The 22964-nt window shown below is 59.5% G+C and carries 20 protein-coding genes and 1 pseudogene; 7 read left to right on the forward strand and 14 right to left on the reverse strand.

Going from position 1 to position 22964, the window contains the following annotated elements; genetic code table 11:
- The first annotated feature begins 30 nt into the window (after positions 1-30).
- A complete protein-coding gene (mgrA, locus tag ACZZZ4_RS10150) occupies positions 31-1068 on the forward strand; it encodes an L-glyceraldehyde 3-phosphate reductase (protein ID WP_039756418.1) in 1038 nt (345 codons plus the stop codon).
- Between the two features lie 130 nt (positions 1069-1198).
- Here the strand turns inward: mgrA and tauD are convergent, their stop codons facing one another.
- From tauD to ACZZZ4_RS10185, 7 genes are all read right to left on the reverse strand, one after another.
- A complete protein-coding gene (tauD, locus tag ACZZZ4_RS10155) occupies positions 1199-2041 on the reverse strand; it encodes a taurine dioxygenase (protein WP_039756420.1) in 843 nt (280 codons plus the stop codon).
- A 130-nt stretch (positions 2042-2171) separates the two neighbouring features.
- Entirely contained in the window at positions 2172-3005 is an 834-nt protein-coding gene (gene tauC, locus ACZZZ4_RS10160) for a taurine ABC transporter permease TauC (protein ID WP_039756422.1), read from the reverse strand.
- A complete protein-coding gene (gene tauB / locus ACZZZ4_RS10165; protein WP_463547750.1) occupies positions 3002-3796 on the reverse strand; it encodes a taurine ABC transporter ATP-binding subunit in 795 nt (264 codons plus the stop codon). Before tauB ends, tauC begins: the two co-directional genes overlap by 4 nt.
- A gap of 16 nt (positions 3797-3812) precedes the next feature.
- Positions 3813-4790 (reverse strand): taurine ABC transporter substrate-binding protein, encoded by a 978-nt coding sequence (gene tauA, locus ACZZZ4_RS10170; protein WP_039756425.1) that lies wholly within the window; start codon positions 4788-4790, stop codon positions 3813-3815.
- A 257-nt stretch (positions 4791-5047) separates the two neighbouring features.
- Positions 5048-6631 (reverse strand): glutamate--cysteine ligase, encoded by a 1584-nt coding sequence (gene gshA, locus ACZZZ4_RS10175; protein WP_039756427.1) that lies wholly within the window; start codon positions 6629-6631, stop codon positions 5048-5050.
- Between the two features lie 246 nt (positions 6632-6877).
- Positions 6878-7261: a PaaI family thioesterase gene (locus ACZZZ4_RS10180; protein ID WP_463547751.1), complete on the reverse strand. Its 384-nt coding sequence runs from the start codon at positions 7259-7261 to the stop codon at positions 6878-6880.
- Entirely contained in the window at positions 7261-9585 is a 2325-nt protein-coding gene (locus tag ACZZZ4_RS10185; RefSeq protein ID WP_039756429.1) for a Tex family protein, read from the reverse strand. The genes ACZZZ4_RS10180 and ACZZZ4_RS10185 overlap by 1 nt, the downstream gene beginning before the upstream one ends.
- A 358-nt stretch (positions 9586-9943) precedes the next feature.
- On the opposite strand from ACZZZ4_RS10185, the gene ompR reads away from it, so the two are divergent.
- Complete coding sequence (ompR, locus tag ACZZZ4_RS10190) at positions 9944-10684, forward strand: osmolarity response regulator transcription factor OmpR (protein WP_039756430.1); 741 nt, start codon at positions 9944-9946, stop codon at positions 10682-10684.
- A 114-nt stretch (positions 10685-10798) separates the two neighbouring features.
- A pseudogene (locus ACZZZ4_RS10195) lies at positions 10799-12111 on the forward strand (ATP-binding protein).
- 70 nt (positions 12112-12181) lie between these two features.
- On the opposite strand, the gene rimK reads toward ACZZZ4_RS10195, so the two are convergent.
- Genes rimK through rimA form a run of 3 tightly spaced genes read right to left on the reverse strand, consistent with a single transcriptional unit; the run spans position 12182 to position 14358 of the window.
- Positions 12182-13087, reverse strand: a complete 906-nt coding sequence (gene rimK / locus ACZZZ4_RS10200; protein ID WP_024011184.1) for a 30S ribosomal protein S6--L-glutamate ligase — start codon at positions 13085-13087, stop codon at positions 12182-12184.
- The gene (rimB, locus tag ACZZZ4_RS10205; RefSeq protein WP_016772184.1) at positions 13084-13563 is read right to left on the reverse strand and encodes a retropepsin-like aspartic endopeptidase RimB; all 480 of its coding nucleotides are present in this window, start codon (positions 13561-13563) and stop codon (positions 13084-13086) included. The genes rimK and rimB overlap by 4 nt, the downstream gene beginning before the upstream one ends.
- Positions 13564-13578: 15 nt before the next feature.
- A complete protein-coding gene (rimA, locus tag ACZZZ4_RS10210) occupies positions 13579-14358 on the reverse strand; it encodes a S6 modification regulatory phosphodiesterase RimA (protein WP_310404423.1) in 780 nt (259 codons plus the stop codon).
- Positions 14359-14474: 116 nt separating this feature from the next.
- Here rimA and ACZZZ4_RS10215 point away from each other — a divergent pair, with 116 nt between their 5' ends.
- On the forward strand, positions 14475-14882 hold the full coding sequence (locus ACZZZ4_RS10215) for an RNA-binding S4 domain-containing protein (protein WP_039756436.1): 408 nt from the start codon (positions 14475-14477) through the stop codon (positions 14880-14882).
- Positions 14883-14979: 97 nt separating this feature from the next.
- Here the strand turns inward: ACZZZ4_RS10215 and ACZZZ4_RS10220 are convergent, their stop codons facing one another.
- A complete protein-coding gene (locus ACZZZ4_RS10220) occupies positions 14980-15780 on the reverse strand; it encodes a phosphatase PAP2 family protein (RefSeq protein WP_039756437.1) in 801 nt (266 codons plus the stop codon).
- A gap of 107 nt (positions 15781-15887) precedes the next feature.
- On the opposite strand from ACZZZ4_RS10220, the gene hslO reads away from it, so the two are divergent.
- Together hslO and ACZZZ4_RS10230 are read left to right on the forward strand one after the other, a co-directional pair.
- Entirely contained in the window at positions 15888-16790 is a 903-nt protein-coding gene (hslO, locus tag ACZZZ4_RS10225) for an Hsp33 family molecular chaperone HslO (protein ID WP_039756439.1), read from the forward strand.
- Positions 16791-16971: 181 nt separating this feature from the next.
- Entirely contained in the window at positions 16972-18513 is a 1542-nt protein-coding gene (locus tag ACZZZ4_RS10230) for a phosphoenolpyruvate carboxykinase (RefSeq protein WP_016772179.1), read from the forward strand.
- 107 nt (positions 18514-18620) lie between these two features.
- Here the strand turns inward: ACZZZ4_RS10230 and nadS are convergent, their stop codons facing one another.
- From nadS to ACZZZ4_RS10245, 3 genes are all read right to left on the reverse strand, one after another.
- Positions 18621-18908 (reverse strand): NadS family protein, encoded by a 288-nt coding sequence (gene nadS / locus ACZZZ4_RS10235; protein WP_016772178.1) that lies wholly within the window; start codon positions 18906-18908, stop codon positions 18621-18623.
- Positions 18909-18910: 2 nt separating this feature from the next.
- Positions 18911-19225, reverse strand: a complete 315-nt coding sequence (locus ACZZZ4_RS10240; RefSeq protein WP_310404416.1) for a type II toxin-antitoxin system RelE/ParE family toxin — start codon at positions 19223-19225, stop codon at positions 18911-18913.
- Between the two features lie 335 nt (positions 19226-19560).
- On the reverse strand, positions 19561-20703 hold the full coding sequence (locus ACZZZ4_RS10245) for a lipase family protein (RefSeq protein WP_415760859.1): 1143 nt from the start codon (positions 20701-20703) through the stop codon (positions 19561-19563).
- A gap of 298 nt (positions 20704-21001) precedes the next feature.
- On the opposite strand from ACZZZ4_RS10245, the gene ACZZZ4_RS10250 reads away from it, so the two are divergent.
- Complete coding sequence (locus ACZZZ4_RS10250; RefSeq protein WP_463547752.1) at positions 21002-22933, forward strand: RecQ family ATP-dependent DNA helicase; 1932 nt, start codon at positions 21002-21004, stop codon at positions 22931-22933.
- Positions 22934-22964: the final 31 nt, after the last annotated feature.

The raw sequence follows: 22964 nt of genomic DNA on the forward strand, positions 1-22964 counted from the left end.
ATGACTAAAAGACAGACAAGAGAGGATTCGATGACTTACACCGCTGCCGAAAACCGCTATGACTCCATTCCCTACCGCCGCGTCGGTCGCAGCGGTCTGGTGCTGCCGGCATTGTCGCTGGGCCTGTGGCACAACTTTGGTGACAGCACACCGATCGACACCCAGCGCGCCTTGCTGCGCACGGCGTTCGATCTGGGCATCAACCATTTCGATCTGGCCAATAACTACGGCCCGCCCTACGGCAGCGCCGAGATCAATTTCGGTCGCCTGCTGCGCGAGGACTTCAAGCAATATCGCGACGAGCTGATCATCTCCAGCAAGGCCGGTTGGGACATGTGGCCCGGCCCTTACGGCCAGGGCGGCGGTTCGCGTAAATACGTGCTGGCCAGCCTCGACCAGAGCCTGCAACGCCTCGGCCTCGACTATGTGGATATCTTCTATTCGCACCGCTTCGACCCGGACACCCCGCTGGAAGAAACCGCCAGCGCCCTCGCCACCGCTGTGCAGCAGGGCAAGGCGCTGTACATCGGCATCTCGTCCTATTCCGGAGTGAAAACCCGCGAAATGGCCGCGCTGCTGAAAGAGTGGAAGGTGCCGCTGTTGATCCATCAACCGGCGTACAACCTGCTCAATCGCTGGGTGGAAAAGGATTTGCTCGATACCACCGATGAGCTCGGCACGGGCGTGATCGCTTTCACTCCGCTGGCGCAAGGTCTGCTTACCGACAAGTACCTCAACGGCGTGCCGGCGGATGCGCGAGTCAATCGCCCGGGCGGCGGTTCGTTGCAGGCTTCGCACTTGTCCGAAGAAAACATTGCTCACGTGCGAGCGTTGAACGAGATCGCCCAGCGTCGCGGCCAGAGTCTGGCGCAACTGGCACTGGCGTGGACGCTGCGTGATCCACGAGTGACCTCGGCGTTGATCGGCGCGAGCCGGCCGGAGCAGATCATCGAGAACGTGGGGGCGTTGAAGAATCTGGATTTCAGCGCTGAAGAGCTGGCGGAGATCGACCGGTTTGCCCAGGAGGGCGGGATCAATCTTTGGGAGAAGCCTTCGACAGCCGAATAAGCCGCTGAGAGGATCGTTCCCACGCTCTGCGTGGGAATGCCGCCCGGGACGCTCCGCGTCCCATCTAAAGCCGAACGCGGAGCGTCCGTTGATGCATTCCCACGCAGAGCGAGGGAACGATCATCAGCTATCACTTGAAGAACGGCACATCCCCCAACACTGTCGCCCGCTGCATCACCCGCCGCGCCGGGCGGTAATCGTCCACCGCGTAATGCTGGGTCACGCGGTTATCCCAGAAGGCGATGTCGTCTTTCTGCCAGCGCCAGCGGATAGTGAATTCCGGCCGGGTCGCGTGGGCGAACAGAAACTTCAGGATCGCCTCGCTCTCGGTTTCCGAGAGCTCGTTGATTTTCGAGGTGAACCCTTCACTGACGAACAGCGAGCGCCGTCCGCTGACCGGATGGGTGCGAATCACCGGGTGCGACAGCGGTGGATTCTTGCGTCGTGCCTCTTCCCACTGCGCCAGCGCTTCAGGCGTGTTGCCGTAGCGCTCGAGCGGAAACGAACGAGTGAAATCGTGGGTGGCGGTGAGGCCTTCGAGCAGGCTTTTCATCGGCGCCGACAACGCTTCATACGCAGCAATCCCGCTGGCCCACAGCGTGTCGCCACCGAACTCCGGTAGCAACTTGGCGCTGAGCACCGCGCCCATTGCCGGCGTCGGCAGGAAGGTCACGTCGGTGTGCCAGATTGCGTTGTCGCGCACGTCGGTGACGGCGGTGTCGAGGATCAGCACTTCCGGTTGTTCCGGCACGTTCGGGTAGATCGGATGAATGTGCAGGTCGCCGAAATAATGCGCGAAGCGTGCCTGCTGTGCCGGCTCGATCGGCTGGTTGCGAAAGAACAGCACCTGGTATTTGAGCAACGCCTGCTCGATGGCGTCGCGGTGCTCCAGGCTCAGCGGCTGGCTGATGTCGACGCCGCTGATCTGCGCACCGAGGGCCGAGCTTAACGGGGTGATGTTGAGGGTGCTCATGGTCGTTCTCTTCGAATTCGGAGTGTCATGCTTTTGTGGGAGCGAGCCTGCTCGCGAATGCAGAGTGTCAGACGACAGTGCAGTGACTGATCTGACGCTTTCGCGAGCAGGGGAATTTTCACAAAGCGATTTAGTGCGCCTGGCCGTGCCATGGCACCAGTCTGCGCTGCAACGCGCGCAGGCCCATTTCCATGGCGAAGGCGATCAGGGCGATGACCAGAATCCCCAGCACCACCACGTCGGTGACCAGAAATTGCGCCGCCGACTGCACCATGAAGCCCAGGCCGCTGGTGGCCGCGATCAGTTCAGCGGCGACGAGCGTCGACCAGCCGACGCCCAGACCAATGCGCACGCCGGTGAGAATGTCCGGCAGAGCGCTCGGCAAAATCACATGACGAATCAACTGCACGCGCGTCGCACCCAACGACTGCGCCGCGCGCAGTTTTGCCGGATCAACGGTGCGCACACCCGTTGCAGTGGCGATGGCAATCGGCGCGAAAATCGCCAGATAGATCAACAGCACTTTCGACAACTCGCCGATCCCGCACCAGATCACGATCAGCGGCAGATACGCCAGCGGCGGGATCGGGCGGTAGAACTCGATCAGCGGATCGAGCACACCACGGGCGATGCGATTGGCGCCGATGGCAATGCCCACCGGCACGGCGGTCAGAATCGCAAAAGCGAGGCCCAGACCAATGCGGCTGAGGCTGGCGCCCAGGTGCTGCCACAGCGTCGAATCCATGTATCCCGAGGTCGCCAGCAGCCAACCCTTTTGCAGCACGGCAGAAGGCGGTGGCAAGAACAACGGTTCGATCAGGCCGGTCGCGGTCACCGCCCACCAGATCGCCAAGAGGCCGAACAGGGTCAGCAGGCTGATCCAGCGAGTGCTGAGGCTGCGGCGCACCGGGATGCTCACCGAAGGTGTTTTCACCGCCGCAGCGGAAACGTCGTAACTGCTCATGCGCGCTCCTGCCGGGGTACGGCGCTGCGTTGCGAGAAGACTTTGCTCAGCACGTGCTCGCGGGTTTCGATAAAACGCGGATCGGATTTGATCGCACGGGCCGACTCGCCAGCGGCGTAACGATGACCGAAATCCAATTGCAGCCGCTCAACGATCTGCCCCGGATTCGGTGCCAACAGAATCAGGTCCGTGGCGAGGAACACCGCTTCTTCAATGTCGTGGGTAATCAGAAAAACCGGTTTGGCAGTGCGCTGCCAGACTTGCAGCAACAGTTCCTGCATCTGCTCGCGAGTGAATGCATCAAGCGCACCGAACGGCTCGTCCATCAGCAACACGCGCGGGTCGGCGGCAAGGGCGCGGGCGAGGCCGACGCGTTGTTTCTGGCCACCGGACAATTGCCAGATGCGCCGGTCTTCGAAACCGGCGAGATCGACCAGCGCGAGCATTTCCCGGGCGCGCTGTTCGCGTTTGTCCTTGGCGACACCGGCCAGTTCGAGGCCGAAGGCGACGTTGGCCAATACATCCTGCCAAGGCAATAACGCGTCATCCTGGAACACCACGCCACGTTCGGCGCTCGGACCTTTGACCGGCACGCTGTCGAGGGTGATGCGTCCGGCGCTCGGTTCGACGAAACCGGCAATCAGGTTCAACAGCGAAGTCTTGCCACTGCCGGACGGGCCGAGGGCAACCAGCAGTTGCTGCGGCCCCAGGGTCAGAGAAATATCCGCCAGCACCGGCTGCGGGCTGCCCGGGTACTGTGCGCTGATGCGCTCCAGCTGTAGCAAGGCCATCGCTGTTATCTCCCGATCAGTTGGTGATGTATTTGGCGCTGACGTACGGCGCGTAGTCCGGCAGCACGGCTTCGACCTTGCCTTGCTCCTTGAGGAACGCGGCGGTGTCGGTGATGGCTTTGGTGGTCGGCGCGCCGAGGTCGCTCACCTGATCCGCCGCCAATGGGTAGACGTTGCCCTGCAGCAGCAATGGAATGTCGCTGGCCTTGGCGCCGGAGAGTTTGACCAGTTTGTCGACGTTGCTCTGGTTGGCCAGCCAGGCCTGCGGATCCTTGCGGTAATCGGCGTAGGCATCGAGGGTGACCTTGGCGAATGCGGTGACGATTTCCGGGTGCTTGGCGGCGAAGTCCTTGCGCACGATCCACGCATCGAAGGTTGGTGCGCCGAACTTGGCCAACTCGCCGGAGGTGATCAGCACTTTGCCGTTTTCCTTGGCGACGCCCAGTGCCGGATCCCACACGTAAGTGGCGTCGATGTCGCCGCGCTTCCACGCCGCGATGATCGCTGGCGGCGCGAGGTTGAGCACAGTGACTTTCGACGGGTCGATGTTCCAGTGCTTGAGCGCGGCGAGCAGGCTGTAGTGCCCGGTGGACACGAACGGCACGGCGATTTTCTTGCCGATCAGATCCTGCGGAGTCTTGATGCCGGAGCCGTCGCGCGCGACCAGTGCCTCAGCGGCGCCGATCTGCGTGGCAATCAGGAAGGTTTCCACTGGCACTTTGCGCGTGATCGCGGCGGTCAGCGGGCTCGAACCGAGGTAGCCGATCTGCACATCGCCGGAAGCGATGGCGGCGATGATGTCGGCGCCGTTATCGAACTTGCGCCAGCTGATGTCGGCCTTGGTGGCTTTCTCGTAGGCACCATCGGCCTGAGCGACTTTGGCCGGGTCGACGGTAGTCTGGTAGGCAACGGTGAGATCGGCCGCCTGGGCCAGGAAGCTTGCAGCGGCCAGCGAGGCGGCGGCGAGCAGGCGAAGCGGGAAATTCAGTTTCAATTGAGAGCTCCAGATCAGGCGACCGAATGTCGGCGTGAACGGAGACTAAATGATCTAAGAATTCAAAAATAAATAACTTTTTCGAATGAGCTTATGAGCGGAAAAATCTAAGGCAGGAGAGGATGTGAGCTTTTGACTGATCGTTCCCACGCTCTGCGTGGTAACGCCTCAAGGGACGCTCTGCGTCCGAAGCGACGCGGAGCGTCACAGGCTGCATTCCCACGCAGAGCGTGGGAACGATCATGGCCGGGGCGGCTTTAATTGCTGATGGCGAGGATACTCGCCTGATACGCACCAACAAACACGTCGAAATCGCCGACTTCGTTCTGCTCAAGCTCGGTCTGCTGCGCCAGCGACGCGCGCGCCAGTTCTTCAAACTTCGCTTGCTCGTCAGCTGCCAACGGCTCGCTGCGGAAGAACTCGGCATGGGCCTGGCTCTGACGCAGGGAGAACTGCGCAAAGCTTTCCTTGTGCTCGGCCATGGCGGCTAACACCTGCGCCGATGGCGTCAACGACGGGTCGTTGACCTTGGCCAGTTGCGCATCCAGCGCCTTGCTGTGGGCATCACCGCCAACGCTCTGATCAAGCATCGCCGCCAGCGGAGCAATCTGCTCAAGCAGCTCGGCCGCCCACTGCTTCATCTCGACCGGCTGACCGTCACGCTGCAATTGCAGGCCCGGACGGCGACCTTCCTTGACCACGCTAAGGAAGTTCGAAGTGGCGTTGCCGCACGAAGTGTTGGTCAGCAGCGGGCTGTCGTTCAGCGCGCAGTACAGCAGGAAGGCGTCGATGAAGCGCGACTCGGTGATGTCGATGCCCATTGGCAGGAACGGGTTGATGTCCAGGCAGCGCACTTCGACGTACTGAATGCCGCGCGCCATCAGCGCCTGGATCGGCCGCTCGCCGGTGTAGGTCACGCGTTTCGGGCGGATGTTGGAGTAGTACTCGTTTTCGATCTGCAGGATGTTGGTGTTGAGCTGCACCCACTCACCATCCTTGTGCGTACCGACTTCAACATACGGCGCATACGGCGTGGCCACGGCTTCGCGCAGGCTGTCGGTATAGCTCGCCAGGTCGTTGTAACACGGTGTCAGGCCGGCCTGGGCGTTGCTCTGATAACCGAGATCGCTCATGCGCAGGCTGGTCGCGTACGGCAGATACAGCGTGTCCGGGTCGAGCTGCTCGAGCTGATGCGAACGCCCGCGCAGGAAGCCGGCGTCCAGCGCCGGCGAGGCACCGAACAGGTACATCAGCAGCCAGCTGTAGCGACGGAAGTTGCGGATCAGCGCGATGTAGGACACCGACTGGAAATCGCGATCGGTGCCGACGAAACCTTCGGCCTCGCGCAGCAATGGCCAGAGTTGTTCCGGCAGGGAAAAGTTGTAGTGAATCCCGGCAATGCATTGCATGGTCTTGCCGTAACGCAGGGCCAGGCCCTTGCGGTAGACGTACTTGAGCTGACCGATGTTGGAGGTGCCGTAATAGGCAATCGGGATGTCTTCCTCGGCCGGCAACGGGCACGGCATCGATGGACTCCACAGGTACTCGTTGCCGAGTTTGCTGTAGGCAAAACGATGAATCTTGTCCAGGCTCGCCAGCGTGTCGGCAGGATCCGGCAGGGCAGGCGTGATGAATTCCAGCAGCGACTCGGAGTAGTCGGTGGTGATCTGTTCGTTGGTCAGCGCGGAACCCAGGGCTTCGGGGTGCGGCGTTTGCGCCAGGCGACCTTCACTGGTCACGCGCAGGCATTCACGTTCGATACCGTGCAGGCACTGCTTGAGCAGAGAGAGGTTAGCGCGCTCGCCAAGCAGAGCCAGGCGGCGGTTGAGAAGTTCGCTCAATTTGGATTCCTTCACGCGTCAGTCGCCCCAATATGGGGGTGGGCAGGACGGTCTACAAGGGTGAAGTTGAAACTGGCGTTATCGCCTGGTTTTCTAGCCTGTCAGCCGCACACATAACCCGTAGGAGCTGCCGAAGGCTGCGATCTTTTGATTTTGTTTTTTAACACCAAGATCAAAAGATCGCAGCCTGCGGCAGCTCCTGCAGGATTCGTTGCGCCGAAATTAACTCAAAATGATGAGCAACATCTACAGGACAGCGAAGGTGCCTTGCGCTTTTGCGACCAGTTTGTCGCCCTGCATCACCTCGGCTTCGACCACCAGCGTGCGCCGGCCCGGATGAATCACCCGCGCCGTGCACAGCACCTCGCCGTCGGAAACGGCACGGATGTAGTTGATCTTGCATTCGATGGTCGCGCTCTGCTGATCGAAGCCATGGCTGCTGGAGCAAGCCAGGCCCATGGCAATGTCGACCAGGCTGAACAGCGCGCCGCCGTGCAATTTGCCGCCACGGTTGCGCAGTTCGGGCTCAAGCACCAGGGCGACTTGCGCCACCCCGGTGTCGAGGCTGTGCAGGCGGCAGCCCAACAGCTTGAAAAACGCGCTCTCGACGAGCCCGGCCGGCATTTCCATCAGCGTTTCTTCAACTGCTTGGCGTTGGCGAACAGCGAGGCCATCGCATTGTTCACCGGCGCGGCGGTCGCAGTTTCCTTGCGTGGCGCGTTGCCCGAAGACTGGCGCGGTGCCGAGCCCGGACGCGAGCCACGGGCGCCGTCGACCTTCTCGCCCGGCGTGTCGCTCATGCGCATCGACAGGCCCACGCGTTTGCGCGGAATGTCGACTTCCATGACCTTCACTTTCACCACGTCACCGGCCTTGACCGCTTCGCGTGGGTCCTTGATGAACTTCTCCGACAGCGCCGAGATGTGCACCAGACCATCCTGATGCACGCCGATGTCAACGAACGCACCGAACGCCGTAACGTTGGTTACCACGCCTTCGAGGATCATCCCCAGTTGCAGGTCCTTGAGGTCTTCGACGCCTTCCTGGAACTCGGCAGTCTTGAACTCCGGACGTGGATCGCGACCGGGTTTTTCCAGTTCTTGCAGGATATCGGTGACGGTGGGCAGACCGAAGGTTTCATCGGTGAATTTCTTCGGATCCAGACGCTTGAGAAACGCGGCATCGCCGATCAGCGAGCGGATGTCGCGGTCGGTTTCAGCAGCAATGCGCTGCACCAGCGGATAGGCTTCCGGGTGCACCGCCGAGGAATCCAGCGGGTTGTCGCCGTTCATCACGCGCAAGAAACCGGCGGCCTGTTCGAAGGTTTTTTCGCCCAGGCGCGCGACTTTCTTCAGTGCTGCACGGGTTTTGAATGCGCCATGTTCGTCACGGTGAGCAACGATGTTCTGCGCCAGCGTTGCGTTGAGCCCGGAGATCCGCGCCAGCAAAGCCACGGAGGCGGTATTCACGTCCACGCCCACGGCGTTCACGCAATCCTCGACCACAGCATCCAGACCGCGCGCCAGTTTCAGTTGCGAGACGTCGTGCTGGTATTGGCCAACACCGATGGATTTCGGATCGATTTTCACCAGCTCGGCCAGCGGATCCTGCAAGCGACGGGCGATCGACACGGCGCCACGGATCGACACGTCGAGGTCCGGGAATTCCTTGGCCGCCAGTTCCGAGGCCGAGTACACCGAGGCGCCGGCTTCGGACACCATGACCTTGGTCATTTTCATCGCTGGATATTTTTTGATCAGTTCGATCGCCAGCTTGTCGGTCTCACGGCTGGCAGTACCGTTGCCGATGGCGATCAGATCCACCGAGTGCTTGGCGCACAGCGCGGCGAGAATGGCGATGGTCTGATCCCATTTGTTGTGCGGCACGTGCGGGTAAACCGTGGCGTGATCGAGAAGTTTGCCGGTCGAGTCGACCACGGCCACCTTGCAGCCGGTACGCAGGCCCGGGTCGAGGCCCAGGGTCGCGCGCGGGCCGGCCGGAGCGGCCAGCAGCAGGTCGTGCAGGTTGTGCGCGAAGACGTTGATCGCTTCGGTTTCGGCGCCATCGCGCAACTCGCCCAGCAGATCGGTTTCCAGGTGGGTGTAGAGCTTGACCTTCCAGGTCCAGCGCACCACTTCGCCCAGCCACTTGTCCGCCGGGCGGTTCTGGTTCTGGATGCCGAACTGCTGGCCGATCATGCCTTCGCACGGGTGCATGGTGCCGGGCAGCTCATCGCCGACTTTCAGCGCGGAGCTGAGAATGCCTTCATTGCGGCCGCGGAAAATGGCGAGGGCGCGGTGCGACGGCATGCTTTTCAGCGGCTCGTCGTGCTCGAAATAATCGCGGAATTTGGCGCCTTCCTCTTCCTTGCCGGCGATGACGCGGGCACTGAGGATCGCTTCCTGCTTGAGGAAATTGCGCAGCTTTTCCAGCAGGCTGGCGTCCTCGGCGAAGCGCTCCATCAGGATGTACTTGGCGCCTTCCAGTGCAGCCTTGACATCGGCCACGCCTTTTTCGGCGTCGACGAAGCGCGCGGCTTCGGTTTCCGGCGACAGGTTCGGGTCGTTGAACAAGCCGTCGGCCAGTTCGCCGAGGCCGGCCTCGAGGGCGATCTGGCCCTTGGTGCGGCGCTTCTGCTTGTACGGCAGGTACAAGTCTTCGAGACGGGTTTTGGTGTCGGCGAGCTTGATGTCGCGCTCGAGGGCAGGAGTGAGTTTGCCTTGCTCTTCGATGCTGGCGAGGATGCTGATGCGCCGTTCGTCGAGTTCTCGCAGGTAGCGCAGGCGCTCTTCCAGATGACGCAACTGGGTGTCATCGAGGCTGCCGGTGACTTCTTTCCGGTAACGGGCGATGAAGGGAACGGTAGAACCTTCATCGAGTAGCGCGACGGCCGCTTCGACCTGTTGTGGGCGTACGCCGAGTTCCTCGGCAATGCGGCTGTTGATGCTGTCCATAAAACCACCTGACATAGTTTGAAAGCAGGCTCTCAGGCACGCAGATAAAGGCCTGGAGGCTGATTGAGCGGCTAGTAGATTGCCGCTGCCTGGATCAAGAGGCAGCCCATTGACCCGTAAAATCGAACAGTTGCTGCACAGGGCCAGAAAAAATACCGGCCACTTACGGTAACGATTCAGACGTTGCCTGGCGCAAAACGCCGCGCATTATAACCAGCGTTCTGTCATTCGGGGGCGTTGCAGCCTGTAGGCATAAACCCCGGTTTTCTGGCAGTGAAGGAAAAATCTGCTAACAATGCACACGGTGCGTATAACGGCAGCTACGCCATAATGCGCGCCGAGCTAAAAGGAGCATCCAATGAGCAGCACTGCACAAACGGCTGAAGGCGAAAAAATTCTAATCGTTGATGACGATCCGGGGCTGAGCAGCCTGCTGGAGCGTTTCTTCGTCAGCAAGGGCTACCGTGCCCGTACCGTTCCGAACACCGAGCAGATGGACCGTCTGCTGGCGCGTGAAGTGTTCAATCTGGTCGTCCTCGACCTGATGCTGCCGGGCGAAGACGGCCTGACCGCGTGCCGCCGCCTGCGCGGCGCGAACAACCAGATTCCGATCATCATGCTCACCGCCAAGGGCGATGAGCTGAGCCGCATCAAGGGCCTTGAACTGGGCGCCGACGATTACCTGGCCAAGCCGTTCAACCCGGACGAGCTGATGGCGCGGGTCAAAGCGGTGTTGCGCCGTCAGGCCGCACCGGTACCGGGCGCACCGGGCAGCGAAGACGAAAACGTCACCTTCGGTGATTACGTGTTGTCGCTGGCCACCCGCGAACTCAAGCGTGGCGATGAAGTGCACATGCTCACCACCGGTGAGTTCGCGGTACTCAAGGCGCTGGTGATGAACGCGCGTCAGCCGCTGACCCGTGACAAGCTGATGAACCTCGCCCGTGGCCGTGAATGGGATGCGCTGGAGCGTTCCATCGACGTGCAGATCTCGCGTCTGCGCCGGATGATCGAACCCGATCCGTCGAAACCGCGTTACATCCAGACCGTCTGGGGCGTGGGTTACGTGTTCGTACCGGATGGCACCGCCACCAAGTGATCGGTGATTTGTAGGAGCGGGTCTGCAAGGCTCTGGTCGCACGGCCATTGCCACAGACTCGCAATCCGCAATATGCGAGCATTGCTCGCTCCTGCAAGTGTGTAGCGGTTAAAGATGAAAACCCCCGTCTGGTTCCCCCAAAGTTTTTCTCCCGCACCCTCTGGCTGGTGCTGATCGTCGTGCTGTTTTCCAAGGCGCTGACCCTGGTTTATCTGTTGATGAACGAGGACGTGCTGGTGGATCGCCAATACAGCCATGGCGTCGCTCTGACGCTGCGCGCCTATTGGGCCGCCGACGAAGAAAACCGCGCAAAAATCGCCGATGCCGCGACCCTGATCCGCGTGGTTGGCGCCGGTGTGCCGGAAGGCGAGCAGCACTGGCCGTACAGCGAAATCTACCAACGTCAGATGCAGGCGGAACTGGGTGCCGACACCGAGGTGCGTTTGCGCATGCACTCGCCGCCGGCATTGTGGGTGAGGGCGCCGAGCCTGGGCGATGGCTGGCTGAAAGTACCGCTGTATCCACATCCGCTGCGCGGCCAGAAAATCTGGAACGTGCTCGGCTGGTTCCTCGCCATCGGCCTGCTATCGACGGCGTCGGCATGGATTTTCGTCAGCCAGCTCAACCAGCCGCTGAAGCGTCTGGTGTATGCCGCGCGACAACTCGGCCAAGGCCGCAGCGTGCGCCTGCCGATCAGCGACACGCCCAGCGAAATGACCGAGGTTTACCGCGCCTTCAACCAGATGGCCGAGGACGTCGAACAGGCCGGGCGCGAGCGTGAGCTGATGCTCGCCGGCGTCTCCCACGACTTGCGCACACCGCTGACGCGCTTGCGCCTGTCGCTGGAACTGATGGGCGATCACACCGACCTCACCGACGACATGGTTCGCGACATCGAAGACATGGATGCGATTCTCGACCAGTTCCTCGCGTTCATCCGCGACGGTCGCGATGAGTCTGTAGAAGAAGTCGACCTCAGCGATCTGGTGCGCGAAGTTGCCGCGCCATACAACCAGAATGAAGAGAAGGTACGTTTGCGCCTGGAACCGATCCAGCCGTTTCCGCTACGTCGAGTATCGATGAAACGCCTGCTCAACAACCTGATCGGCAACGCCTTGAACCATGCCGGCACGGGTGTTGAGGTCGCGGCTTATGTGTCAGGAGATACCAGCGCGCCGTATGTGGTCCTGAGTGTGATGGACCGTGGCGCCGGTATCGATCCGTCCGAACTTGAGGCGATCTTCAACCCGTTTACCCGAGGTGATCGGGCCCGCGGTGGCAAAGGTACCGGGCTGGGACTGGCGATCGTGAAAAGGATTGCGGCGATGCATGGCGGCAATGTCGAATTGCGCAACCGGTCCGGGGGTGGACTGGAGGCGCGGGTGAGATTGCCGCTGGGATTGATGTTGCCCCGAGATGCGGTTTAGAAGCAGCTACAAGCTACAAGCAAGAGCGATTTCACTTGCCGCTTGAAGCTTGCCGCTAGCAGCTGCTTCTCTACCCCTTGCCCTTGGTGCGGGTCATATTCGGCCCGCCATTCTTTTCCAGATGCTCGATGATGATCCCGGCGACATTCTTGCCGGTGGTGGTCTCGATGCCTTCCAGTCCCGGCGACGAATTCACTTCCATCACCAGCGGCCCGTGATTGGAACGCAGGATATCCACACCCGCCACTGCCAGGCCCATTACCTTGGCCGCGCGCAACGCGGTCATGCGTTCTTCCGGGGTGATCTTGATCAGGCTGGCACTGCCGCCACGGTGCAGGTTGGAACGAAACTCGCCCGGCTTGGCCTGACGCTTCATTGCCGCGATCACTTTGTCCCCGACCACGAAGCAGCGGATATCCGCGCCGCCGGCTTCCTTGATGTATTCCTGAACCATGATGTTCTGCTTCAGGCCCATGAATGCTTCGATCACCGACTCTGCCGCCGTCGCGGTTTCGCACAGCACCACGCCGATGCCCTGAGTGCCTTCGAGTACCTTGATCACCAGCGGTGCGCCGTTGACCATGGCGATCAGATCGGGAATGTCGTCCGGCGAGTGGGCAAAACCGGTGACCGGCAAACCGATTCCGCGCCGCGACAGCAGCTGCAGCGAACGCAATTTGTCCCGCGAGCGGGCAATGGCCACCGACTCGTTGAGCGGGAACACGCCCATCATTTCGAACTGACGCAACACCGCGCAGCCGTAGAACGTCACCGACGCGCCGATCCGCGGGATCACCGCGTCGAAACCTTCCAGCGGTTTGCCGCGGTAGTGGATCTGCGGCTTGTGGCTGGCGATGTTCATGTAGGCGCGCAAGGTGTCGATCACTACCATTTCATGCCCGCGCTCGATTCCGGCTTCGACCAGACGGCGGGTGGAATACAGACGCGGATTACGCGACAGCACAGCGATCTTCATGCAACACCTGTGGAGGAGGTAGATACCGGGAACACCGGCTTGTCTTGTACATACTTGATGCCCGGATTGACCACCAGTTGGCCATCGATCAGGGCTTTGGAACCGAGCAACAGGCGATAACGCATGGACTTGCGGCAGGCCAAAGTGAATTCCACTGGCCAGACCCGATCGCCCAAAGCCAGCGTGGTACTGATCACGTAGCGCACCTGCGCATGGCCGTTGGAGCTCTTGATGGTTTTGCGCGTGACCAGCGGCGCTTCGCAGCGCCGGTGACGCAGCTGCACCACCGTGCCGAGGTGCGCGGTGAAACGCACCCATTTCTCGCCGTCACGTTCGAACGGTTCGATATCGGTGGCGTGCAAACTGGAGGTGCTGGCGCCGGTGTCGATTTTTGCGCGCAAACCGGCGACTCCCAGGCCTGGGAGCGCTACCCACTCGCGCAGACCGACAACGGTCAAATGATCAAATGTCTTCAAAGAAAAAACCAAGGGTTAACGCTTCCAGGCTTCGTCTGGCACCTGGGGCAACGCTTTGAAAGCAGGTTTGGCGAACCAGTAGCCCTGCATCAGAAATATTCCACAGTCCGCGAGGAAGTCCCGTTCCCCGGCGCTCTCGATGCCCTCGGCAATGACTGTAACGTTCAACTCCGCACACATTGTGACAATCCCCCGCACGATTACCTGACGGACACGGTCTTGATCGATATCGCGGATCAGCGCCATGTCGAGTTTGATCAGGTCCGGTTGGAAATCAGCCAGCAGATTGAGCCCCGAATAACCGGCACCGAAATCGTCGATGGCGGTCTTGAAGCCGAATTCGCGGTATTCACGCAGAATATTGGTCAAATGGCGATAATTATCTACGTGCTCGATTTCCAGGGTTTCGAAAATCAGCCGGTCGATCGGAAAGTTGTGTTTTCGTGCGGCCTCCAGTGTGCTGCGAATGCATAACTCTGGACGGTAGACGGCGTTGGGCAAAAAGTTGATCGACAAGTGTGTCTGCATATTAAGACTGGCCGCGCCTTCGATGGCGCGAGTCCGGCAGAGCTGGTCGAAGCGGTAGCGGTTGTCTTCTGTAACCTGATTTAACACGGACAGCGCGCCCTCACCGGCCACACCGCGCACCAGCGCTTCATGGGCGAATACCGATTGGTCGCGCAGATCGACGATCGGCTGGTAGGCGAAGGCAAAATCGAAGTCCAGCGGCTCGCTCTGCTGGCAGCCCTGGCAACCGCCCTTTGGCGAGGTCAATGAAGTCGGAAATTTTGTCACTCGATCACTCCAGGCCGGTCAGGCGGCGAAGATCACAGTCTATCTGGTGGGCCGAGTTCTTGCGCCCGACAGAAACGGTAGTACAGTTCCGACTACTGGCTGAGCGAGGAATTCATATGGGACAGAAGCAGGAAGAGGACGACAAGGTCCGTCTCGATAAATGGCTGTGGGCGGCGCGTTTCTACAAGACCCGTGCGCTGGCCAAAGCAGCCATTGAAAGTGGCAAGGTGCATTGCCGTGGCGAGCGCTGCAAACCGGGCAAGGAACCACGCATCGGTGACGAGTTCGAGATTCGCACCGGCTTCGAAGTGCGCACGGTGAGGGTCGAGGCGTTGTCGATCGTGCGTCGGGGCGCACCCGAGGCGCAGACCCTGTATGCCGAGACCGAAGCGAGTATCGCCAAGCGCGAAGCAGCTGCGGCGATGCGCAAGGCAGGGTCGTTGGGCGTGAGCACCGATGGCAAGCCGAGCAAGAAGCAGCGGCGAGATCTGTTCAAGTTTCGCGGTAGCAGCAACGAAGATTGAAACGTTATGCCGGCCTCTTCGCGAGCGGGCTCGCTCCCACATTTGATCGAGTCGTCTGTGGCAGCGAGCATGCTTGCGAATCGACTACGACGCGGAATCAGGCGCTACGCACCACACTCATCCGCGACACCAGCGGCAACTTGGCCAGCAATGCGAAAACCGGGGCGGTCAGCTTCAACCAGAAGTTCGCGGCGTGAAAGGCAAACGGCGTGTAGTAGCCCCAGCCCAACGCCCATACCGCCAGCAGTACGCCACCGATGTAATCGTCCTGGCCCCAATGCGCGCCGGCCACCAGACGCGGCAGCATAAACAACACTGCCAGACCCCAGACCGTCAGAAATTGCCCGACCGTGCGGCTGAACACGCCCATGAACAGTGCCCAGATCAACAGCACCGAAGCGTGATCACCCGGGAAGCTCTGGCCCGAGCGATCCTTCAGCTCCCAGGTTTTTTCCAGGTGCGGAAAGTAATCACTGATGTGTACGGCGCCCTCAAGCACCATCGACGGGCTGCTGTGCTGCCAGCCCATATGGTCGGCGAATTTGGAAAACAGCGCGCGAATCACCACCATCAACAGCAGGATGGAGAAAAAACCGAAGAATGCGCGGCGCACGTCGATCGCCCTGAAGACCCAGTCGCCCTTGATCAGCAGCGTCAGCAGAATCAGTCCGACGACGATGTCGAACGGGCGCAGACTTGCAATTGCCCAGATGTGGAGCCATATCGGGTTGCTGGCCAGCGGTGCATTCAGTGAGCGGAACAGCCACTCGTCGAAAATCACACACAGCATCTGGCCGGTAGGCCATAACCAGAAAGCCAGTAGCGCCAACGGCACTACGTTACACAGAACCAGCCGGCCGAGGTTCCACCTTGATTGGAACAAACCCGGATTGTTCATAAAATGCCTCCCATGGCGAAAAAGCGCCGGCACCAAAAAAAGTGCCAGCAAGCGCAAATTTTCACGTTTTGTAATCATTTTGTCATCACATTCAGATACCCAGACCTATGACCGACCTAGCGGATACCGATTTCACTCAACGCTTCATCTTCGATGACAGCGACACTCGCGGCGAACTGGTAGCGCTGGAGCGCAGCTACGCCGAAGTCCTCGCCAAACACCCGTACCCGGAGCCGGTCGCGCAGTTGCTCGGCGAACTGATGGCGGCCGCTTCGTTGCTGGTCGGCACGCTCAAGTTCGATGGCCTGTTGATTTTGCAGGCGCGCTCGGAAGGGCCGATTCCGCTACTGATGATCGAATGCTCCAGCGAGCGAGAGATCCGTGGCCTGGCGCGCTATGACGCCGAGCAGATCGCGGCCGACGCTACCCTCAGCGACCTGATGCCGAACGGCGTTCTGGCCCTGACTGTCGATCCGACTGTGGGCCAGCGCTATCAGGGCATTGTCGATCTCGACGGCGAAACCCTGTCCGATTGCTTCACCAACTATTTCGTCATGTCGCAGCAGGTCGGCACACGCTTCAAGCTGTTCGCCGACGGTCGTCGTGCACGCGGCATGCTGCTGCAACAACTCCCTGCCGATCGCTTGAAAGACGAAGAGGACCGCGCTGCTAGCTGGCAGCATCTCACCGCGTTGGCCAGCACTCTGAGCGCCGATGAACTGCTCAGCCTCGACAACGAAACCGTGCTGCATCGGCTGTATCACGAGGAGCAGGTACGTCTGTTCGATGTGCAGCATCTGCGCTTCAGCTGCAGCTGCTCGCGGGAACGCTCCGGCAATGCGCTGGTCAGTCTTGGGCTGGAGGATGCGCTGGCGCTGGCCGCCGAGCAGGGTGGCCAAGTCGAGATCGATTGCCAGTTCTGCAATCAGCAGTACCTGTTCGACGCGGCTGATATCGCTCAATTGTTCGCTGGCGCGGGCGTCGATACGCCGTCAGATACCCGTCACTAAAACGGTTCAGCGCAGGTAAATTCACTGCGCAATGACGGAATATCGCCGTTACGACGGGAGGACCCTACTCTTTTTGGGCTTTTCTGGCATAATCCGGCCCACTTTTTTCGCGGTAGTAGTGCACGACTTTCTACTACAAAACGTTTGGAGCACACTCGGCCACTGGCCGACGGGGAACCTCATGACGCAAGCCAATAACGCCGTGTACACCGATCTGAGTGTTGATGATCTGGTAAAAGAAGCCCTGAATCGCGGTGAAGGCGAGCTTGCCGATACCGGCGCTCTGGTTGTTCGCACCGGTCACCGCACCGGCCGTTCGCCAGTCGACCGTTTCATCGTTGAAGAGCCTTCCACCCAGGCTGCTATCGCCTGGGGCCCGATCAACCGCAAGTTCCCGGCCGACAAGTTCGATGCCCTGTGGGCTCGCGTCGAGGCTTTCAACAACGCGCAAGAGCACTTCGTTTCCCACGTGCATGTAGGCGCGGCGGAAGATCACTACCTGGCCGTGAAAATGACCACCCAGACTGCCTGGCAGAACCTGTTCGGTCGTTGCCTGTTCATCAATCCGGCACAGTACAACCCGGCTGGCCGTGAAGAATGGCAAGTGCTCAACGTCGCCAACTTCGAGTGCGTGCCTGAGCGTGACGGCACCAACTCCGATGGTTGCGTGATCATCAACTTCGCGCAGAAGAAAGTGCTGATCGCTGGCATGCGTTACGCCGGTGAGATGAAGAAAGCCATGTTCTCGGTGCAGAACTTCCTGCTGCCGGCCGCTGACGTGCTGCCAATGCACTGCGCTGCCAACATCGGCGAAGACGGCGACGTGACCCTGTTCTTCGGTCTGTCGGGCACCGGTAAAACCACCCTGTCGGCGGACGAAAGCCGTTACCTGATCGGTGACGACGAACACGGCTGGGGCGAAGGCGTGGTGTTCAACATCGAAGGCGGTTGCTATGCCAAGTGCATCGACCTCTCCGAGAAGAACGAGCCGGTCATCTGGAAAGCCATCAAGCACGGCGCGGTGCTGGAAAACGTCGTTATCGACGACGCCAAGCACGCCGACTACGCCGATGTCAGCCTGACCCAGAACAGTCGCGCCGCCTACCCGCTGGAGCACGTTGCCAAACGTTCCGAGAAGAACCTCGGTGGCGAGCCAAACGCGGTGATTTTCCTGACCTGCGACCTGACCGGCGTGCTGCCGCCAGTGTCGATCCTCAACGAAGAGCAAGCGGCCTACCACTTCCTGTCCGGCTACACCGCACTGGTGGGCTCGACTGAAATGGGTTCAGGCAGCGGCATCAAGTCGACCTTCTCCACCTGCTTCGGCGCACCGTTCTTCCCGCGTCCGGCTGGCGAATACGCCGAACTGCTGATCAAGCGCATTCGCGGTTTCGGCTCCAAGGTCTACTTGGTCAATACCGGCTGGACCGGCGGCGGCTACGGTGTCGGCCAACGCTTCAACATCCCGACCACCCGCGCAGTGATCGCAGCGATCCAGAGCGGCGCACTGATCGGTGCTGCCACCGAACACCTCGACACCATCAACCTCGACGTGCCACTGGCCGTTCCGGGCGTCGACACCAACCTGCTCAACCCACGCAACACCTGGGCTGACAAGGCAGCATACGACGAGGCAGCGAAAGCACTGGCCGGTCTGTTCATCGAGAACTTCAAGAAGTTCGAAGTGAGCGACGCGATCAAGGCGGCTGGGCCGAAGTTGTAAGTAATGGTTTGCACTGAATAAAAAACCGCCCTTTGGGGCGGTTTTTTATTTCCGATCTGAAATGCAGCTTGGTTGGACTCAAAGACTTGGCTTGCCCTGGCTATCTGTCAATCAGCCAGTGCACTCAGTACATGGACAGGATCGTTATGAATGGCCTTGAGTAGTGCTTTGGCCGGCCCCGTCGGCTGACGACGACCTTGCTCCCAATTACGTAACGTTCCCAACTGAACATCGATCAAGGCTGCGAACTTTGCCTGCGTCATTCCTGTAGCTTTGCGAATCTGTTTAACCTGTAATGCATCCACATAGAATTCGCGGGACGGCTTTTTTTCACCCCGAAGAATCTCATCCATTTCCTGCACGCTTTCCATCAGCTCATCAAAAAATTTGCTCATGGTTACCTCCAGTTTCCAATCATGGCCTTCAGTGCTTTCCGTTCGTCAGGGGTAAGATCCTGCTGCTCGTTTTTTGGATAAATCATCAACAACGCGATCTGTGATGCTGAAACGAAGTGGTAGTAGATAACCCTTGCGCCACCCCGTTTGCCATGTCCTTTGGAGGCGACTCGTGCTTTGCGCACCCCGCCGGTTCCTTCGATTACATCGCCAATAGACGGGTTTGCGACCAATTGCGTTTGAAAGGTGGCGTAGGCATCGTCGTCCAGTAACTCTCTTACTCGGCGGGTAAAGACTGAAGTCTCAATAAAAATCATGGTCAATGTACGCCAGTGACTTACTTTCAGGCAATGCTGAAGTGTTGATGAGGATGATTGGTGCTTGATCGCCGACAGAGATCGGCGGTGATAAGGCTGCTCGGCTTAGGCCGGCGCTTTCCAGTTGAGCATTTGTGTCTGTGCGACTTGCAGCAGGTCGCAGTCGACCTGTCAGCGGATACAGGGTGTGGGTGATGTGGGTGTCGCTGACCAAAGCAGCGACACCACGACTATAGGTTCGCACCACCCGCTCGCGATAGCCGACAAGGCATCGCGTGAAGTAGGAACGGGACGAACAATGTGTCAGACAGTCACTACTGTCGCTTCAACCCCTTTCAACGCAGATGCTGGTAACCGGAAATATCCAGCAGGCTCGTGGTCAGTCCGGTTGCCGGGCGGTAAATCGTGCCTTTGACTGCCGAGAACGGCACGCCTTTGCTGCCCAGCGAGACATAGCGCTCGCCTTTATCCAGTTCGGTGAAATAGGTGTAGGACTGGCTGTGCATCTTCTTGTAGCGGGCTTCGTCGCTGACGATGGCGCCGGTGAAACGAAGCAGGTCGGCATCGCTCAGGTTAAGGGTCTTGCTCAATGGCACGCCCCAGCGCTTGAGGCAGGTCTCGGCAAGATGGCGAACGATACGGCCGGGTTCGATCAGCGCGTTGAGATCGCTGCTGCTGCTCGGCTCGCCGCCGAGTGCCGTGGCGTTGCCGGCGAGGGTGGCGTGGCGACCGGCCATTGGATAGATCGAGGTTTTTGTGCCGGTTGCGGTTTGCGGAATCACGCAGCTGAAGCCCTTCGAACGCTCATCGCGGGCATAGAAGGCGATGTATTCCTTGACGTTGGATTCGAGTTTCACGCGGTTTTCCTGGAAGTTGCCGATTCCCGGAACCGGGTCAACCGCAAAGATATTCACGGGAATATGTTTGAGTGCAGCGTCCTTGAACATTGCGTTGGCGAGCATATGGCAACTGATACCGCCACGGCTCCAGCCGACCAGATTGACTCGTGTCGGAATAACGCCGTCCTTGCGGAAAGTCTTGATGATTTGTTCCTGTAATTTCTGTTGGGTAATACTACGATCGCCATAGTTATACTGGCGCCAGAACCAGGAGCCTTCAACTTTCACATCGTCAATCGGAATGCCTGCGGCTTTCAGGCGGTTATATTCTGTCTCAGTCAGTTGTTTTCGCTGCCAGTCGCATTTGCCTTTGATAATGTTCACGGCGTGTTGCACGTTTTCGTCCCAGCCTTTACCGAACAGAGTACCGGACAAGCCGTATTCAGAGGTCTTGGTGAACAGGTCATCGGCTTGCAGATTGCCGCTGCCCGGGCCGTCGACGACGATCCACTCGGCAAATTCCCGTCCGCTGTGGTGCGCAGCAAGCGTAGAAACGATTTCGCCATCCCAGAAGCTTTTATGTTTGTCATCAAACTTGTTGGAGCCGGTGCCGCAGAAAAATATCGTCAAAGTTGTCATTTTGTTGCTCTCGTTCTATTTGGAAGAGCAAGCAATCTAGTTGGGGTTGATTGGATTGATAAAGTTTTTCGTTGTTTCGATTCTTGTAGTTTGAATAAATCCATTGTTGTTTGGTCTGTAATGAAATTTTTATTGCCACAATTTTTAGTTGTCTGGAGACTTCATCTACCTGATGAACCCTCGTCTGCGCTTGATACCCTGTATTATTCGGTATCGATTTTACCTCCAACCTTTTCTCGACTCGCTGCAATCGCCCGCTAGTCTTTGGACATGGCAGCAGTCAAAGGAGTGACAGCAAATGCACGACACCCTGAAACAGGTTTTTGGTTATCCCCAGTTTCGACCCGGTCAGGAAGCCGCTGTCAGCGCGGTGCTGGCGGGGCGTTCGGCGGCGGCGATCTTTCCCACCGGCTCCGGCAAGTCCCTTTGCTACCAACTGCCGGCACTTTTACTGCCACACCTGACTTTGGTGGTTTCGCCGTTGCTGGCGTTGATGCAGGATCAACTGGCGTTTCTCAAGCGCCACGGCATTTCGGCCGGAAGCATCGATTCGGCGCAGAGCCGCGAGGATGCCAGCGATGTCATGGCCCGTGCGCGTTCGGGTGAATTGAAGATTTTGATGATTTCCGTCGAGCGCCTGAAAAATGAGCGCTTCCGCAATTTCCTGCAGCAGGTGCCGATCTCGTTACTGGTGGTCGACGAGGCGCACTGCATTTCTGAATGGGGCCACAACTTTCGGCCGGATTACCTGAAACTGCCCGACTACCAGCGTCAGTTCAACATCCCGCAGGCACTGCTGCTAACCGCCACAGCCACGCCGAAAGTCATCGCCGACATGCAGGCCAAATTCACCATTGCTCCGGACGATGTGGTCACCACCGGTTTCTATCGGCCCAACCTCAACCTGTTGGTCGAGCCTGTACGCGGTCAGGACAAGCGCCGGCGTCTGGTCGAATGGATGACCGAACGCCCAGGGCAACCGAGCATTGTCTACGTGACGTTGCAGAAGACCGCCGAGCACATCGCCGAGCACCTTCAACGCAATGGAATCCAGGCCGAGGCTTACCACGCAGGTTTGCCGCATGATCAGCGTGAAGGCATTCAACGCCGCTTCATGGCCGGGCAGTCCAACTGCATTGTCGCCACCATCGCTTTCGGCATGGGCATCGACAAGAGCGACATCCGTAACGTGGTGCATTTCGATCTGCCCAAATCCATCGAAAACTATAGTCAGGAGATCGGCCGCGCCGGGCGTGACGGGCAGCCTTCGGATTGCCTGGTACTGGCCAATCGCGACAGCCTCAACGTGCTGGAAAATTTTGTTTATGGCGACACGCCCGAACGCGACGGGATTCGTTATGTACTCGACGAGCTCAAAGCCTCGGTACCGGAAGGACAGTGGGAGTTTCTGCTTGGGCCACTGGCCGATCAGAGCAATATTCGTTCGTTGCCGTTGAAGACTTTGCTGGTGCAGCTGGAACTGCGAGGTCTGATCGCACCGCGTTACGCCTATTACGCCGAGTACCGCTTCAAATACCTGCTTGAGCCTGAAGCACTGCTCCAGCGCTTCGAAGGCGAGCGCAGGGATTTCGTTGCGGCGATCATCCAGACGTCAACTCGCGCACGCACTTGGGCCACGGTGAATTTCGAGGCGATGTACTCGCAGTATTCGGCCGAGCGCAATCGGGTGGTGACGGCGCTGGATTATTTCCAGGAAAAGGGCTGGGTCGAGCTTGAAAGCAAGCAGATGACCGAGGTTTACAGCCTGCTGCACAGCGATTTTCACAGCGATGCCCTGAGCGCTGAGCTGCACGAGTACTTCACTCGCCACGAGCAGACCGAAGTGGCGCGGATTCACGCCATGCTTGACCTGTTCGCCACCGAACGCTGCCTGGGTTATCGCTTGGCCGAGTATTTCGGTGATCACAATGCCCCTGAGCATTGCTGCCATTGTTCGGTATGTTACGGCCAGATCGCGCGGTTGCCCGAGCCGCCATTGCCGCCGCTTGTGGATAAAAACTTCGCAGAACTGTGTGGTGAATTTATCCACAGGCATGAGCAGCACACAGGCGGTGTTCCCTCGGCCGAACGCCTGACGCGATTCCTGTGCGGAATCAGCGTGCCGTTGTTCACCAAACTCAAGGCGCGGGCGATACCGGGTTTTGCTACGTTGGAAGAGTATCCCTACGCAGAGGTCCGCGATTGGGCGGACAGTCACTTGCTCGATTAGCAGAGAGTCTGTGGGCGCTGCATTCATCCGC

This window comes from Pseudomonas sp. AC252 (assembly GCF_979258105.1).